We start from the raw sequence: 17,189 nt of genomic DNA, 5'->3' as shown, positions 1-17,189 counted from the left end.
TAAATTTATAACCGGTTATACAAATTGATATACTGTTGAGCAGATTTATCCCAAGAAAAATCCAACTCCATTTCCTTTCTTCGAATCCGTTGCATTTTCCCTCGCTGTCCGATATAATCTAAGGCGCGTCCGATTGTTGAAACAGCGTCTTCGGAAGTAGCATCTGGGAAGACAAAACCGTAACCATTCTTCTCATTTACATCCCGCACGGTATCTTTTAACCCTCCTATCCCGCGAACTATCGGAATAGTGCCGTATTTCATTGCATACAACTGGTTTAATCCACAAGGTTCCACTCGGGATGGCATCAAAATCATGTCTGCTGCTGCATACACTTCATGTGCTAATGTTTCGTTATAACCGAAGAACGTCTCTAAACGACCCGGATATGCCGCTAATAAAGCCTGTAAACTAGCTTGAATCTTGGTATCGCCTGAGCCTAGTATAAATATACTTATTTTATTTTCATTATGCGAAAAAATATTTACAACAATTTCTGGTAATAAATCTGCTCCTTTCTCGGCAGCAAAACGTCCGATATACGTTAAAAGGGGCAACGTTTCATCCAGACCATATTTTTCACAAAACGCTTTCTTATTTTTCGCTTTACCTTTTTTGCTGGACTCAATATCATAGTTAACGGGTATCAGTTTATCCTCTACCGGATTCCAATATGCATCATCGATGCCGTTGACAATACCATAACCTTTTGCTGCTTCCGAAAAGAATAAGCTTTCCAATCCATTTGCCTGTCCGTAAAGCTCTTGAAGATACCCCTCACTAACGGTCGTAAAAGCATCACAACACTTGACAGCTGCCGCTAGTGGATTGATGAGTCCGTCCCAATCTAATAACCCCCATTTCCACGTATCAAATGCGGGCAACAGAATTCCCTTATTCCAATTCATCCAGCCTTGATATTGACCGTTATGCACGGTAAATACAGTTTTCACCTTTTCAAATTCTTTAAAGTCATCAGCATGCTTCATCAAGAATGGGATTAACCCTACATGATGATCGTGGCAGTTGATAACATCGGGTTTAATCTCACTGTTTTTAAGCCAATCTAAACATGCATGTTGAAAAGCTATCCATTGTTCTGCTTCGTCCGGATAACAATATACTTCCTGTCTATCCAATTTACCGGGTATGCGAATTAGGTAAAGGGGGAAGCCTAGACTATCCTCGGTTTCCTTCAACACCTCATAGTGTAGTTCTTCCGATCCCTGAAAAAAAGAGCCTTTCGCAATTGATGAAAAGTCGTTGTCACGTGTAAAAGGCCTATCGTAGTATGGACATATCACCCATGCATCGATACCGAGTTTACGCTGATATCTTGGCAATGCACCTACTACATCAGCCAATCCGCCTACTTTCGCCAACGGAAAACATTCCACACTTAAATGTATTACGTGCATATTAAACTTGTTTAAGGATTAGTCCGCCTAAAGGCGGTAATTTAAGCTTTATCGATTGCCTGTAACCCATCCATTCCACTTCTTCGGAAGGAGCAGCATGCTGATGGACTCCGCTTCCATAATACGATACATCATCCGAATTGAGAATTACTTCCCAAACACCTGCTGTAGGAACGCCTACGCGGTAGTCTCGCACGACTGGTGTCATATTCAGAACAACCAACACATCATCAGATAAGGTACTTCCGCGACGTAGATAGGCAAATACACTATTTTCATTATCGCCAAGTTCTATCCATTGAAAGCCTTCGGGGCTAAACGCTCGCTCATACAGAGCAGGCTGCCCCCGATACAACATATTAAGGTCCTTCACAAATTGCTGTATGCCGCGATGTGGTTCAAACTGCGTGAGATGCCAATCAAGAGATTGATTAACATTCCATTCGGAGGTTTGACCAAACTCCCCTCCCATAAACAAGAGCTTCGTTCCCACAAACGTATACATATAAAGATATAGCGCACGCAAGTTGGCAAACTTCTGCCATTCATCACCCGGCATCTTATAAATAAGAGACTGCTTTCCGTGCACCACTTCATCATGTGATAAAGGCAGCATAAAGTTCTCGTGGAAACCGTATACCGTCCCAAAGGTTATCTTATCATGATGATACCGACGATTAATGGGGTCTTCCTTGAAATAGCTCAACGTATCGTGCATCCAACCCATCATCCATTTCATACCGAAGCCCAGACCATTCGCAAATATTGGTCTGCTCACACTCGGCCATGAAGTGGACTCCTCTGCAATCGTCTGTACATTGGGAAAATGAGCATACACGGCTTCGTTAAATTCCTTTAAGAAATGTACAGCTTCTAGGTTTTCGCGTCCACCATGTTCGTTCGGTATCCATTCCCCCTCATTGCGGGAGTAATCAAGATAGAGCATAGAGGCCACCGCATCTACCCGCAAGCCATCTATATGATATCTATCCAACCAGAAAAAAGCATTCGAAATTAAGAAAGAACGAACTTCATTTCTTCCATAATTAAAGATATACGACTTCCAATCGGGATGGAATCCCTTGCGTGGATCCTCATGTTCGAAGAGGTGTGAACCGTCAAACTTATACAAGCCATGGGCATCTCCCGGGAAATGAGATGGCACCCAATCTAGGATAACACCAATATTATTTTTATGTAAGCTTTCGATGAGGTGCATTAAATCCTGCGGACTTCCATAACGAGAGGATGCCGCAAAATAGCCTGTAATTTGGTATCCCCAAGAGGGGTAAAATGGGTGTTCCATCACGGGCATAAATTCAACGTGCGTAAATCCCATCTCCTTAAGATAAGGCACCAATCTATCAGCAATTTCGCGATAACTCAGAAAACGTTCCGGGTCAGACGGATCGCGTGACCAAGAACCAATATGCATTTCGTATACGGCAAATGGTTTGTCAAGTGCATTATACGCTTGTCTTTGTCTCATCCATGACTGGTCATTCCATTGGTACCACGTTGTTCCTACAACAGAAGCGGTGTGAGGCGGTTGTTCGTTCACCAATGCGAATGGATCTGCCTTTTCAAGACGTTCTCCGCTATTCGAATGAATATGATACTTGTATACCTCCCCTAGCTCCAGTCCTTCAATGAAGCCTTCCCAGATACCACTGCTGTCCCAACGGACATGCAATTGATGACTATGGGGATTCCATCCGTTGAAATTACCTGTTACGGAAACTGATGCCGCATTTGGAGCCCAGACTGCAAAGTGTACGCCTTCTTTTCCCTTGTGTGTTACGGTATGCGAACCTAATTTTTCGTACAGCTTAAAATGCCTACCGGCACGAAATAAATTAATATCGAAATCCGTCAATAACGAATAGACCTCTATTGCCTGCCCCATAATCTAAGTTGTTTATAATTTATGAAATGGTTAACCGTCGAAATTCTTTTTCAACCGTGATATAATGTTTGCCTTCTTCATCTACTAACATGTTCAGTACGTCTCCATCTACTTCTATATGATTAACAGCAAAGGGGAGTCCAATAAAGTAAATCTTATAACTATCAAAACGTTCATGATACAGCCCTTCCAAGTGTTGAACAACAGTTAAGCCGTTTTGTTCCCCTTCCACAATAAAATATTTTTCGTTGTACACACTTTGCTCATAAGCAAAAGTTTCACCATGGTCTGTATAGACGTGAGATTCATATCGTCCTTGTCCCCAATAAATATTTAGCTTTAGCGCATCTATATTTTTTTCCATGGTGTATTGCATCACTGGAAATTCGGGAATAACACTTCCCCCACGAATAAAGATGGGCATTTCGTCCAATGGCGTTTCCACATCATGTTCTTGTCCGCCTTCAAGCAGCGTATTATCAAAGTAATAATACCAATTACCTTCCGGTAGGTACACGATTTTTGACTGTTGGCCGGGGTGGATCACAGGCGAAACAAGGATATTGTGGCCAAAGGCAAATTCCTCTTCCCGTTGCAGATTTTCCGGTTTGTGCTGTTCCAGTAGTGAAATAGGACGCAAAATCGGTTCCCTATACTTATGTTGCCTCCAAAATACCGAATATATATAAGGCAGTAATTTATAACGAAGTTCGATAAATTTTTTACAGATAGCTTCCCATTCTGGACCAAAGCTCCAAGGCTCTCGATCACGTGTATCCCCTGCAGAATGGACGCGCATAAACGGAGAGAATACACCGAATTGCATCCAACGAGTATAAAGTTCGCCGTCCGGCTCTCCGGTAAAGCCACCGATATCCGTACCGCAGAATGAAAGACCAGAAATGGATAAGCGTTGTAATTGAAGTATACCAATCTTTAAATGTTCCCAAGTGGCAATATTATCTCCTGTCCATACAGACGAATAGCGTTGTGTTCCGGCGTAGGCTGCACGAGTGATCGTAAAGGGACGTTTATTTTTTTGGAGTTTTTTCAATCCATCATACGTGGACCTGACCATCTGCATACCATATACATTATGCGCCTTCCGATGGGATCCACGAAACCCTTCATAGAAATGCCGCACGTCGTCAGGAAATGTTCCTCGTCCGAAAACCGCAGGCTCATTCATATCATTCCATACACCGGCAACACCGTCTTCTACTAAACCTCTATATAAAGTGCCCCACCATTCCCGTACTTTAGGGTTCGTAAATTCTGGAAATTGACAACGTCCCGGCCATACGTACCCTTCCATAAAGTAATCGTCTCCACGGCGACAGAAATATTTATTTTCTTTCCCTTCGTTAAATACCCAATAATCTTCGTCCACCTTAATCCCGGGATCGATCATCACAACGGTTCTAAAACCATCCGCTGCTAAGTCTGAAATCATTTTTCGAGGATCGGGGAAATAGCGTTTATTCCAGGTGAAACAACGATAACCATCCATATAATCGATGTCTAGATAAATGGCGTCACATGGTATCTGGCGCTTACGGAACTGGCTGGCAACTTCCCGGACGTTGACTTCGGGATAATAGCTCCACCGACATTGATGGTACCCGACTGCCCATAAAGGAGGCATATAATGTGTACCGGTCAGTTCATGATAACGTTTTACAACGTCCATCATTTGAGGCCCATGAATGTAGTAATATTGCAATTCTCCACCCTCTGACCAATAACTTGTTTGATCGTTCTGTTCGGCAGCAAAGTCAAAATACGTTCTAAACGTATTGTCGAAAAAAATACCATAGGCATCTCCATCTGTTACACCGATATAAAACGGAATGGTCTTATATAATGGATCTTGATTGAACCCAAAACCATAGGTATCCGAATTCCAGTTTTGATATCTTCGACCACGCAAATTTAGGTTGGCGGACTTATCGCCTAAACCAAAGAACGCCTCGTCTTCAGACGCATGTTTCGTACAATATACATAGTAACCTCCGAAATCCGGATTCTCTTCCCAATGCATAGGTTGCTGATCAGCATTCATAACTTTGCCGTCCAAACTCTCAAACGAAACAAGAAAATTTTCTTTTTGTATTCGACAAACCAAGACACTGGTTTTGATGAGAAAAGCGTCATCTATTTCCAAAATGGAGAAAGAAGTAGGATGCAAGTCCAAATCTCGCTTAATAGCATAAGAGAAATCATCAAGAAATAAACTTCTAGGTGCTAAACGCACCCGAATGATTTCATCGGAAAACACTTTCACTTCTACACTGGCTTTCCCATCTGTAAAGACAAATACATTCCCTTGCTTGACATACGAAAGAATCTTGTTCAAATACTTTTTTTCTACTGCGGGCACGTCAAGCACGGGATTGTTGACGTGATGGATGTTATCCAGGGTCTCCCCCTCTAATATATCCGTAGCAATCTCTTCTTTTTTAGGGGATTCAGCCATATTCTTTTCTCTTTGTTTAACTTTAAATTGATTTACGTTGCTATTAAAGTACGATAATTTTTAGAAAAAGAAAAAAAATCCTCGCCAAGATATGGCGAGGATTTACTTTTTTGAACGTTAGCGCTATTCAGCCGTTACGCTTCTAAACACGTCTCCAAATCGGGCAAAGGTCTCGTTGGCAACTTCAATAGCTCGCTTTTGGCTATCGGGGCCTTCACCGTGCTTATTCAATACATCAACAAATGTGCTCCACATTTTACCAGTATTTTCTCCATAGCCGGAAAAGAAAGACGTTCCTTTCATTACACCGTATTTATTCAACATTTGTACAATATATGGACCGCCCATAATAGAACCTTCCAATACGTACAATGCACTCAACGCCTCCAATGTATTGCTTACTGCCGGCGCTGTCGTCGTAGGCAAATCGTTTATATTTCCACCAAGCTCTTCTATATCGGCTTTAATATAGGATGAATTACGTCGTTCGGCATAATCGGGCAACACGTCTGATGTGATAAATGGAGCGATGGCTTTTTCTACGGCATTGAAATAAGCGTAAAAATTCTTAAGTACTTCTGCATAATCCGCATCAGATCGAACGGCTTTAAGTTGTCTCACCACCACCCCCTCTAAGGTTTGGTGTGCCTCTTTTGTGTTTTCTTTGATATTTTGATTTAACATATTCTTTTCTATTATAAACTGTTTCTATACAAAGATTAGTATAAATTCCCTTTATTGGATGCTGAAATCTGACGTTTTATGTCTGCAAACCGATATTTCAAGATTACCAACCTTTCAATGCCCGATTGCCAACCCCATTTATGATCCTATCGAATCTCGAAGGTATTACGATCTCCTGGAATCAATACATATTCAAATGTGGCATACATAATCGGTTCACCTTTTTTCCATTGTTCCTGTTTGAACAAGTCTTTGTAACAAGAAATCATTTTAATTTTTGCATAATCTCCATTGGCGGTTTTCAAAATAACTGTACGCGGTTGGATAACCGATCCATCTTTTTTGGTAATAGGCTCCGCCAACGCATAGGCCACATGTTTATCTTCTTCTGCTCCCTCACGTACCAGCGTTCCATTAAAGTCATACAGATACCAACCCATTCCTGCACCAAAGAAACCTTGATCATCCGTACCTATCACATCTTTACCTGTTTTGAATTCAATACCCGAAGGGAGTTGTTCAACGTCATTAAACTCCTTTTCTACGATGTCAATCCCTCCAACTGCATTGCTTCCTACACCATGATTTCCTTCATCCGTTCCATTATTACCCGATAAGAAGCTCGTAAACATACCTCCAAACGCCAAATCCCACTTGGCAGAATTAACGGAGTCCTGCGGTATCGATCTGTTTTCCGATAGGCTGTAAAAATAAACGCCAGACTCATTCGGCTCAGATCCCTCACCCGTTGGGGCTATAGGTAGATTTTCGACACGGATAAGTTTGTAATAATTTCCATTATCCTCTTCATCATTTATAGGATCGCTGTTTTTCTCACAGGCAGTAAGTCCTACGCTAATTGCACATGCTAGTGCAACAATTCTAAATAGTTTGTTCATTATAAAATAGTTAAAAAGTTATCAAAATGTGGCTTTTATAGCCGTAAATTATTCGCTTGTTTTTAAATTTTTACTACCATCTTCCTGCACATAATACCGGAAGGTAAAATAAGGAGCTGGCCAGTTCATATTCGTGACGACAGGTGGATTTCCCTTGTATGCATTAATCAACTGTAGTTTTGCATATTTACCGTTAGGTAATCGAATAACATAGGTACGGTTGGGCAAAGGTTGCATCAGGTGGGTGTCTAAACTATAGCGAAACCAGCCACTGGAGGATTCGGAAAAAGCCCACCCTATACGGTCGATATCACTTTTATCAAATTCCCCGTCACTCGGTGCAGTGGTTACCCCATCATAGGGTTGATTAATCATCATAACCGCCGTATTCGTTGCAGGGCCTTCAAACCCGGGACTTCGTATATGCTGTGCGTTATTGATGTGCACCTCAGAATTGTACTCTCTTGTGAAAGCAATATCCCAATCTAATGTTTTCAACCACTTCAAGGAATCTTCTTTCGTCTTGATCCATATTTGTCTTTGGTCACGAAACCGGAATAGAAATGTATAGGCATCTCGCTGTTCTTTTCCATCGACACCTTCTCCCATAGAGGCCTCTGTATCTCCTGGTAGATCATAAATCACTATACTGCGACCATCCTCTAACGGTGGGGCGGCATCGTCATCCTTTCCACAGGCTTGCATTGCAAGTAATATGATGATACAGAACAGACAACTACCCAATTCCCCCAATGCAATAATGGGTTTTAATTCACTGATAATCATATCTCTTGTCTTCATCATGATGTATTTATTTTATTTTTTTTAAAAACGGTTATTCTTTAAACCACCGATAACTCACGCCACCTAATATAACCCTACCCGGTTGTCCCGGCATATACCGGTGTGTGAATCCCAATAGATTGTCTGCTATAAGACGAAGAGTCAGCTTGTTCTTCCACAGCTTTTTCTCCATCGTTAAGTTTAGCAGGGTATGGTCTGGTACAAAGGCATCGTATTCGTCAATAAACTGATTCCCGTTAATTTCCTGGAAAGGATAGCGGCCGCGAATATTTGCTCGCAGATTAAATGTCATGTTCCAGGGTTGATATTCATACGTGGCTTTTAAATTGACCATGTGGCGCGAGCGATCTTCAATTCCCCAATAATCTCCTATTGTTACGGGGCGGGATTCTCCGGTTATTGAATTGTTGATCATTTGGTTGTATGGATAGTTACCAGCACGAATACTATCCAATACCGATAAATCCTTTGCAATCAGGTATTGGTAGCCTACAGATAAGTTCAGATTTTCCAAGGGGCGATAACCTAGAGATAATTCAAAGCCTTTATTGGCCGCACGAGGCAGATTGCGATATGTAAAAATTTGTCCCACAGTCGTTCCATTCCCTACCGCTACCGCATTGATCTGATTAGCGATACGATGATAAAAAACAGAAGCTTCCGCACGTAGACCGCTATTTGGATTCCAGATGAAACCGACGTTACTCGACAGGCTATTTTCTGCTTTCAGATTACCTGCAGTCAAATTAAGCATGTAGGAATTATGAAAGCTCAATTCACCATTTCTATCTAACGCTTCCATCACGTCTCGCACTTGATCGGTCCCGACAACCATATAATTTGCAGCCGGATTATAAAAAACTTGATAGCGCATCTTGTAATCCGGAGCCTTGAAACCAGCTCCAACACCCGCTTTCATCAGCCATTCTTCAGATAAATTATATTGCAGCCCCAGACTCGGACTCACACGCCCCCGATAGACATTCGTGTGATCATATCTCAACCCCGTCGTTGCTCGCAGTCTTGTTAAAGGTTGCCATTCAGTCTGCAGATAAGCAAATGCCGTATTTAAATTTCTTTCCTGACCTAAGTCTTTATTATCCATCAGTTCCAAACTCCCACCTATTCCTCCAGTCAATTGAATACTACCAATTGGTGCATAAGCAAACTGTTGTTCCAATCGATGTATTTGCTGCCCAAACTTTTCTGCTCCGATTAACGCGTTTTGGCTGATCCAGTTAGTTTGCATTTCATTTTCGTATCGGGTAAAATAATAACGGCTCATACTCCGTACACCATTGGCGAAGTTATAGTCGTAGCTGGCGGAGAGATTTAGGTCGCGATCCGTTTGTTTATCTTCGTTAACCCATTCATCAGACCACATATTAACCATTTCAGAGTTCCCTTCGGTATATCGCGTAGTTATACCCAATGTACCATCTCTGGATAATCGATATCGCGCCCGTCCTTGAAAACTATAATTACTATAAGGTGGTATGGTTGTTCCTCCGATCATATATCTCGAATCTGTATTGAAACCATCGGTCTTGTAATAATTACCCGACATTACAACGGAACCCCGTTGATTTGCAAAAGGGGTCTCCGCTTCGACCGTAGCATCAACTGTGTTTAAACTGCCATATAGCAAAGAAGCGTGTGCTTGCGGAGTAATTGCTCCATAACGCGTAATGATATTGATTGCTCCCCCCAGTGCATCACTCCCATATAAACAAGAAGAAGCTCCTTTTATCATTTCAATACGTTCCACGTTTGTAACCGAGATACGAGACAAATCAAAGTTTCCGTTATTCCGACCCAACATAGGTTGTCCATCGATCAATACCATTACATAATTACTGCTAAAACCTTGTACCTGGACACCAATAGCACGCGATCCACTCGCAATATCGTTGACCACGGCAACGCCCGTCTGTTCTTTCATGATCTCATCCAATCGCCTGCTTCCCATGAGTTCAATTTCTCTACGTGTAATGACCGTAACGGGCATAGCTGCATTTTCTGCCTTTACCAAATTGTCCACCGCTGTCTGTTTACCTCTCACTTCCACTCCTTCTATTGCATAACTTTCAAGCTCCAATTCGATTTCCAAATCCACATCTTTACCTTCCAATACGACCTCGAGTTCTTGTGAAGCATACCCAACGTGCTCTACACGTAATCTATATGTCCCTTCGTACAGTTCTGTAAAGCGAAATCGTCCGGATTTATCTGTGTTTAGGACGTGCTGGTCGGGCCATAATGTTAATAATATCTGATCTGAAGTTTCCTTTAAATCTGTTAACCTGACTTTTCCGTCTATTCTATATTTCTCTTGTGAGACAACACCTAACGGGAGCAACAATATAAAAAAAAGACACTGTTTAAAGATCTCTAATCGACCAACCATTATTTTTAATTATTCTAAATAACAATTACAAAAGAACATAAATGAAAGCGAAAAGTCTATATGATTTCCGTCAAATTATATATGAAAATCGACATAACTAAAAACACCTATACAATAAAAATTAAAACAACTATCTATTTATCAGATATTTATCATGCAAAAACAGTAATTAAAATTCCAAAAGAAGTTTAGTAATTACTTGTATTTAGACTAATTATTGTTTTGATTTGTATCACAAAAACAAAAAATTTATGGAACTTATCTTAAAAAAATATAGTCTCACCCTATTTCTGCTTACTACGCTACTTTTTGTGGAAGCAGCCCCAAAACGTATCATTACTTTAAATAGCGCGTTGACAGAAACAGTGTTTGCTTTAGGTTTCGGTTGTTCGATTGTCGCTACGGACGTGACAAGCGAATCGCCGGCTATGGCAAAAAAATTACCAAAAGTTAGCAAAAACAGGTCAGTATCATCTGAAGGTTTGATCCGTTTTAAACCTGATATTGTGTTGGCGATTGAGGGTGAAACACCCCGTACTGTTGTACAACAATTGGAAACCGCAGGCGTTAAGTTCGTTGCTATCCGCCAGCAATATTCACTTAAAGGTGCTTTAAATTTTATCCAGAATGTTGCCGATGCATTAGGTGAGACAGATCGCGGAAAAGAACTGGTAGGCACGACACAAAAAGCACTTCAAGAAGTTGAATTGTCCATGAAGAAACAACCTTTTACAAAAACACCAAAGGTACTTTTCATTTATGCCAGAGGAACCGGAACCATGAGTGTAGCGGGAAAAGGCAGTAGCATAGACGAAATTATAAAATTGGCAGGAGCTCAAAATGCAATACAAGAATTTGCTGATTTTAAACCCTATACGACAGAGGCGTTGGTCAGTGCAAACCCTGATATCATACTGATGTTTGATTTCGGTCTCAGCAGCCTTGGGGGGAAAGAAGCTATGCTCAAATTACCTGGTGTACGTCTAACCAGTGCAGGAAAAAATAAAAGAATAATCCAAATCAACGGCCCGTTGCTCATCAATTTCTCCAACAGGTTACCGGAAGCTATACGAGAACTTAATTCTGCCATAAAAGCCGTGTACAAATAACAGACGAAATGATCCTTAAACAGCGCATTATACTCGTGACTATTCTAGTTATCATGGCATTAACGGCAATCATATCCTTGGGGTTAGGGGCATTCAATATCCCGACCAAAGAAGTATTTATCGCATTGGCAAACAAGATCGGGTTATCACAAAACACGACCGCTGACGAGATGTTTGCAGATGTACTTTTTGCTATACGTATGCCACGCGTACTATTAGGCATGTTAGTGGGCGCTGCCTTGGGCATATCCGGTGCAGCGATCCAGGGGATCTTCCGCAATCCGCTAGCTGAACCCGGACTCATCGGCATATCGGCTGGTGCATCACTCTTTGCCGTATTGATCATTGCTTTCGAAACGCTACTCTTTGTAAGCCTCTCTGAGCTATTAGGATATTATCTTCTGGCTTTTGGTGCCTTTGCAGGTGCTGGTTTAACAGCATTTGCGGTTTACCAGATATCGAAAAAAAACGGACATCCGAATATCACCACGATGCTTTTGGCAGGAATTGCCATCAATGCATTAGCGGGCGCGCTGACTGGGTTGACGACCTATATGGCTACCGAACAGCAATTACGGACCATTACTTTCTGGATGCTCGGTAGTTTAGGCGGGGCAACATGGGAAAATCTCGGAGCCATATTTCCGTTTATTTTACTTCCATTGGCCTGCCTTCCCTTCTTTGGCAAAGCCCTCAATGCATTCGCCCTTGGAGAAGGCCAGGCCGCATTATTGGGTATCAACACAGATTATACAAAACGCTGGGTCGTTCTGTTTTCAACTTTAGCTGTCGGTGCCTCTGTTGCAGTATCGGGTATTATTGGTTTTATTGGTTTGTTAGTGCCACATACAGTGAGGTTACTTGGCGGTGTAGATTATAGATACGTATTGATCGGGTCTATGCTACTCGGCGCAATGATATTGACGCTGGCCGACGTACTATCGCGCACGTTGGTAGCGCCTATAGAATTACCCATCGGAGTCATTACCGCACTACTCGGAACACCTGTTTTTCTCTATATTTTAATAAAAGAAAACAAATAATAACAACTATTGCTAAGTTTGATGCTACGTATAGAACAATTATCATATGAAATAAAAGGTCATCGCGTGTTGAAGGATATATCCCTTCAGGTACGTAAAGGAGAGGTAGTAGCCTTGTTGGGTGCAAACGGAGCTGGGAAATCGACCTTGATGCGACTTATTTCCGGCGAGTTAAAACCAACATCCGGCAGTATAATGCTGCTCGATAAATGCATCGATAAATATGACGGTAAAACGTTGGCGCGTAGTCGCGCCATGCTAAGCCAACAGCACGCTATTAACATGGCTTATACAGTAAAGGAACTGGTTATTATGGGGCGTTATCCACATTTCCAGTCGTCTCCTTCGACAAGAGATTGGAAAATTGTAGAGGAAACGATGGCCATCTGCGGCATCACTGATTTTGCCGACCGCGTGTACCTCAGCCTATCCGGCGGCGAACAACAGCGTGTACAATTGGCCCGTGTACTCAGTCAATTATGGGACAACCCCGATGCGCTACTCTTATTAGACGAACCTATATCTGCATTAGATTTACATTACCAACAAAAGGTTCTGTCTATTGCGAAAAGTTTATCCCGTCTAGGTTTTATGGTACTGGTCATTTTGCACGACATTAACATGGCATCCTTATATGCTGATCGCATTATCATGCTAAAAAACGGTCGTAAATGGTTGGATGGTACACCGAATGAAGTATTGAACAGTAAAAACATTTACACCATTTTTTCCGTCGAATCGTTGATAAATATAGATAACCATTCGTTAAAGCCACATATCCTTTTTAAAGAAATGCGTGTTGATCCCCAGTTTTTTAATATTCAGACGATTAAAGCTTATGTTGATAAAAAGTAAAATCATAGAATTAGACGAATGGCTCTTTATAGAGGAAATTCCAGATCAATATTTGCCAGATAAGCCGCTCGTGGAAAAAAGAGAAGAAATTGTGCGGAGTCCTATCGTTATGAACAACTTCCAATTATCAACCAGTGGACTTTTCATTCTATATACGAATATGCAAGCGGATCAGCCTGCCCATATTTACACCGAAATCGAAGGAGAAGCTATCACCAGTCAATTTATCTTTTTCAAGACACCCAATAGTAAGCTTCCATACGGCATGAGCCGCCACAATATTCGTTATATACCAACCATAAAAAACAGTCATGAGGTCAAAGCCGGCATAGAATATACGTACTTTATTGCTGTTATATCAAAGGAGTATTATCTCAATCTAATAAAAAAAGACTCTATGTTACACAGACACTTCGTTGAGCAAATCGAGAAAGGTCATTATACTTCTTTTGCTGAAGAAGACCAAATGGCAACGTATGAAATGCAACAAACGATTAGAGAGCTAGTAGATTCCAAAAAAACGGGAGAGATTCGCAGATTACATACCGAGTCACGTATTGTGGAACTCCTCATGTATCAATTCGAACAGTATAACGAAAAAAACGATAACAAGGGTTCTTCATCACTATATGATGAGGACAATGTTAAAAAGTTAGAACTGGCTCGGCAGATACTCGAACAACGTATGGCCAATCCGCCTAATCAAAAAGAATTAGCGCAGGAAGTCTTTATGAGCGAGAGCAAGTTAAGAAAGGATTTCAAGGAATATTTCTCCGTAACTGTACACGATTATCTTACGCGAATCCGCATGGAAACAGCCCGTGTCTTGCTGCTGGAAGAAAAAATATCTGTATACGAAGTTGCCATACGAACAGGCTACGGACATCAAAATAATTTCAGCAGTGCTTTTAAGAAATATTATGGTATTTCCCCCGGCGAAGTAAAGACCGGAAAAGGATAAGTTCGGGCTATTTACTTCGGATAGCTTCTACAGGATCAAGTTTCGCGGCCTGAATAGCGGGCACTATACCCGCAATTAAGCCAATAAGCGTGGATAATACGGTGGTCAGAATAACCATCTTCACACTAACCACAATGGCTACACCAGCTAATACACCAACCAACGCCGCAAGACCATAAACAATCAGCAATCCGATTCCTCCACCTATAAGGCACAATAAAATACTCTCTATCAAGAATTGGGATAAAATAAAAAACTGCTTCGCACCCAATGCTTTTTGTATACCAATAAGATTGGTGCGCTCTTTTACACTTACAAACATAATGTTCGCAATTCCAAAGCCTCCGACGAGGATGGAAAAGATACCAATGAAAAATCCAGCAAGGTTAATAATACCAAACATCTGGTCTAGTTGTGCAGTAATAAGAGTTGTTTGATTAACCGAGAAATTGTCTTCACGTTGAGGAGGCAGACGACGTGCAGATCGCATAATGCCAATGAGCTCACTTTCGGCCTCGTCTAATGAATATTGTCGCTTAACCTCAATCGCAATACTGGGACCATAGTGTTCGTAATTCACCAGATTACGAGCCAATGTGAACGGTATATAAGCAACCTCGTCATTGGAGACATTGATAAGAACACCCGAGCCCTCCTTCTTCAACACACCAATTACCTGCATCTTCCGTCCCAACAACGTAATGTATTTACCAACAGGAGTGGTATTGGGAAATAACCCCTCTGCAATGGTGGCTCCTAAAATAACACTATGACTACCAGCACGTGACTCCTGCTCTGTAAAATAACGCCCATCAATTACGTCCAGATTCCTAATTGAATACATTTCGTGCGTAACGGCGGTCACGTTGATGTTCGAAGCTGAATTATTTCCATATTTTGCTGTGGAATTAGGGATATTAATGGAATAGGCTACTTCTTCTGCCGTCGTCATTCTATTTTTCACTGATTCAAAATCTGCGTATTTTGGTTCCGGACGATTAATATATTTCCACCAAGGATATTCTCCTTCACCTCCCCACGGCCACTTCTCCACATATAGCGTTCGGCTTCCTATTTTGCGAACGGATTCCTCCAGGTTATTTCTCAAGGTGTCCACAGCAGAAAAGACACCAATAATCGTCATGATTCCAATAGTTACACCCAACAAAGACAATAGCGTACGAGTGCGATTATCCCGTAAAGCAGATAGCGCAAATAAAAAGCTTTCTTTGATAAGCGTAAGGGTCAAAAACATATATGCTGATAAAAATAGAGATTTTTTTCGTGAAACAAGTTATACAGGACAAAAATGCATTTTTTTGTTTTATTATACTTAACTTTGTAAGCATTTTTGAAACCCAAACCGAACTGAATTGTTAAGGTTTCAAACAGAACAAAATATATCGAAGTAGAAAATGAAACCGATCCCGACGTTGTCGGGAGAGCTCTCATCAATAGATAAAAAAAAGTAATTAGATGAAATTATCACAGTTTAAATTCAATTTACCGGAATCATTGTTGGCAACTGAACCATCAGAACAGCGTGATGAATCACGTCTAATGGTTTTACATCGTGATTCAGGAAAGATAGAACACAAAATTTTCAAGGACGTATTGGATTATTTCGACGACAAAGACGTCATGATTTTAAATAATACCAAAGTATTTCCTGCTCGTATGTATGGGAATAAGGAAAAAACCGGAGCGACGATTGAGGTGTTCTTGTTAAGAGAATTAAACAAAGAACTACGCTTGTGGGACGTATTGGTTGACCCGGCACGTAAAATACGCGTAGGCAATAAGTTATATTTTGGTGAGGAAGATCTATTGGTCGCTGAGGTCGTAGACAATACTACTTCACGTGGTCGTACCATTCGTTTTCTTTTTGACGGTACTGATGAAGAATTTCGCCGTAACATTGAAATTTTAGGTGAAACCCCGCTTCCAAAATATATAAAACGTAAGGCAACACCAGAAGATAAATTCCGTTATCAAACAATTTATGCCAAAAACGAGGGAGCTGTCGCTGCACCTACTGCGGGACTCCATTTCTCACGTGAATTGATGAAACGACTGGAATTAAAAGGAGTTGAATTTGCAGAAGTGACGCTACATGTAGGGCTGGGAACTTTCCGTACCGTAGAAGTGGAAGATCTAACCAAGCACAAGATGGACTCCGAACAATTCATTATCAGTGAGGACGCTGCCCGCACAGTGAATAAGGGTATCGACGAAAAAAGGCGTGTCTGTGCAGTCGGAACGACATCTATGCGTGCTATTGAATCATCTGTTTCGGCAGACAAGCACCTTAAAGCAGCAAACGATTGGACGAGTAAATTCATCTATCCGCCTTATGATTTTAGCATAGCAAATTCGATGATCACAAACTTCCATACACCAGAGTCGACTCTTCTAGTGATGATTGCAGCATTTGGCGGATACGAAAATATTATGAATGCTTATGAAGTAGCCGTGAAAGAAAAATATAGATTTTATTCTTATGGTGACGCGATGTTGATTATCTAGTCACGATAATATTGTTTTTACCATGGAGACGTAATAACATTACGTCTCTATTTTTTAGTCTTCTTGGAAAAGGCTTAAGTTCCAACACAAAAAAGCCGTTG

Annotated in this window: 13 protein-coding genes; 5 read left to right on the top strand and 8 right to left on the bottom strand. The window is 41.2% G+C overall.

Annotation, left to right across the window (positions count from 1 at the left end; genetic code table 11):
• Positions 1–5: 5 nt before the first annotated feature.
• The 7 genes from G5B43_RS15930 to G5B43_RS15900 all read right to left on the bottom strand — a co-directional run bounded on the left by G5B43_RS15930 (position 6) and on the right by G5B43_RS15900 (position 10,594).
• Entirely contained in the window at positions 6–1,418 is a 1,413-nt protein-coding gene (locus G5B43_RS15930; RefSeq protein WP_165295796.1) for a glycogen synthase, read from the bottom strand.
• 1 nt (position 1,419) lies between these two features.
• On the bottom strand, positions 1,420–3,324 hold the full coding sequence (gene glgB / locus G5B43_RS15925; RefSeq protein WP_165295795.1) for a 1,4-alpha-glucan branching protein GlgB: 1,905 nt from the start codon (positions 3,322–3,324) through the stop codon (positions 1,420–1,422).
• Between the two features lie 19 nt (positions 3,325–3,343).
• Positions 3,344–5,800 (bottom strand): glycoside hydrolase family 31 protein, encoded by a 2,457-nt coding sequence (locus tag G5B43_RS15920; RefSeq protein ID WP_165295794.1) that lies wholly within the window; start codon positions 5,798–5,800, stop codon positions 3,344–3,346.
• A 123-nt stretch (positions 5,801–5,923) separates the two neighbouring features.
• Positions 5,924–6,484 (bottom strand): biliverdin-producing heme oxygenase, encoded by a 561-nt coding sequence (locus tag G5B43_RS15915; RefSeq protein WP_165295793.1) that lies wholly within the window; start codon positions 6,482–6,484, stop codon positions 5,924–5,926.
• Between the two features lie 146 nt (positions 6,485–6,630).
• Positions 6,631–7,383, bottom strand: a complete 753-nt coding sequence (locus G5B43_RS15910) for an HmuY family protein (RefSeq protein ID WP_165295792.1) — start codon at positions 7,381–7,383, stop codon at positions 6,631–6,633.
• Positions 7,384–7,431: 48 nt separating this feature from the next.
• Positions 7,432–8,187: an HmuY family protein gene (locus tag G5B43_RS15905; protein ID WP_165295791.1), complete on the bottom strand. Its 756-nt coding sequence runs from the start codon at positions 8,185–8,187 to the stop codon at positions 7,432–7,434.
• 31 nt (positions 8,188–8,218) lie between these two features.
• Positions 8,219–10,594: a TonB-dependent receptor gene (locus G5B43_RS15900; protein ID WP_165295790.1), complete on the bottom strand. Its 2,376-nt coding sequence runs from the start codon at positions 10,592–10,594 to the stop codon at positions 8,219–8,221.
• Between the two features lie 251 nt (positions 10,595–10,845).
• On the opposite strand from G5B43_RS15900, the gene G5B43_RS15895 reads away from it, so the two are divergent.
• Genes G5B43_RS15895 through G5B43_RS15880 form a run of 4 tightly spaced genes read left to right on the top strand, consistent with a single transcriptional unit; the run spans position 10,846 to position 14,562 of the window.
• Positions 10,846–11,703: a hemin ABC transporter substrate-binding protein gene (locus G5B43_RS15895; protein WP_165295789.1), complete on the top strand. Its 858-nt coding sequence runs from the start codon at positions 10,846–10,848 to the stop codon at positions 11,701–11,703.
• A gap of 8 nt (positions 11,704–11,711) precedes the next feature.
• Positions 11,712–12,746: a FecCD family ABC transporter permease gene (locus tag G5B43_RS15890; protein ID WP_165295788.1), complete on the top strand. Its 1,035-nt coding sequence runs from the start codon at positions 11,712–11,714 to the stop codon at positions 12,744–12,746.
• Positions 12,747–12,767: 21 nt separating this feature from the next.
• On the top strand, positions 12,768–13,601 hold the full coding sequence (locus tag G5B43_RS15885) for a heme ABC transporter ATP-binding protein (RefSeq protein ID WP_165295787.1): 834 nt from the start codon (positions 12,768–12,770) through the stop codon (positions 13,599–13,601).
• Positions 13,585–14,562: a helix-turn-helix transcriptional regulator gene (locus tag G5B43_RS15880; protein ID WP_165295786.1), complete on the top strand. Its 978-nt coding sequence runs from the start codon at positions 13,585–13,587 to the stop codon at positions 14,560–14,562. The genes G5B43_RS15885 and G5B43_RS15880 overlap by 17 nt, the downstream gene beginning before the upstream one ends.
• Before the next feature lie 7 nt (positions 14,563–14,569).
• Here G5B43_RS15880 and G5B43_RS15875 read toward each other — a convergent pair whose 3' ends face one another.
• Positions 14,570–15,817 carry an ABC transporter permease gene (locus tag G5B43_RS15875; protein ID WP_165295785.1) on the bottom strand — a complete coding sequence of 416 codons (1,248 nt, stop codon included), beginning with the start codon at positions 15,815–15,817 and terminating at the stop codon, positions 14,570–14,572.
• A gap of 221 nt (positions 15,818–16,038) precedes the next feature.
• Here G5B43_RS15875 and queA point away from each other — a divergent pair, with 221 nt between their 5' ends.
• Complete coding sequence (queA, locus tag G5B43_RS15870) at positions 16,039–17,088, top strand: tRNA preQ1(34) S-adenosylmethionine ribosyltransferase-isomerase QueA (RefSeq protein ID WP_165295784.1); 1,050 nt, start codon at positions 16,039–16,041, stop codon at positions 17,086–17,088.
• The last annotated feature ends 101 nt before the right edge of the window (positions 17,089–17,189 follow it).

The sequence above is a fragment of the Sphingobacterium sp. SGR-19 genome (genome assembly GCF_011043555.1).
Taxonomy (GTDB): Bacteria; Bacteroidota; Bacteroidia; order Sphingobacteriales; family Sphingobacteriaceae; genus Sphingobacterium.
Note: the sequence above shows the minus strand (reverse complement) of the source record. Positions and strands in the feature narration are given on the sequence as shown.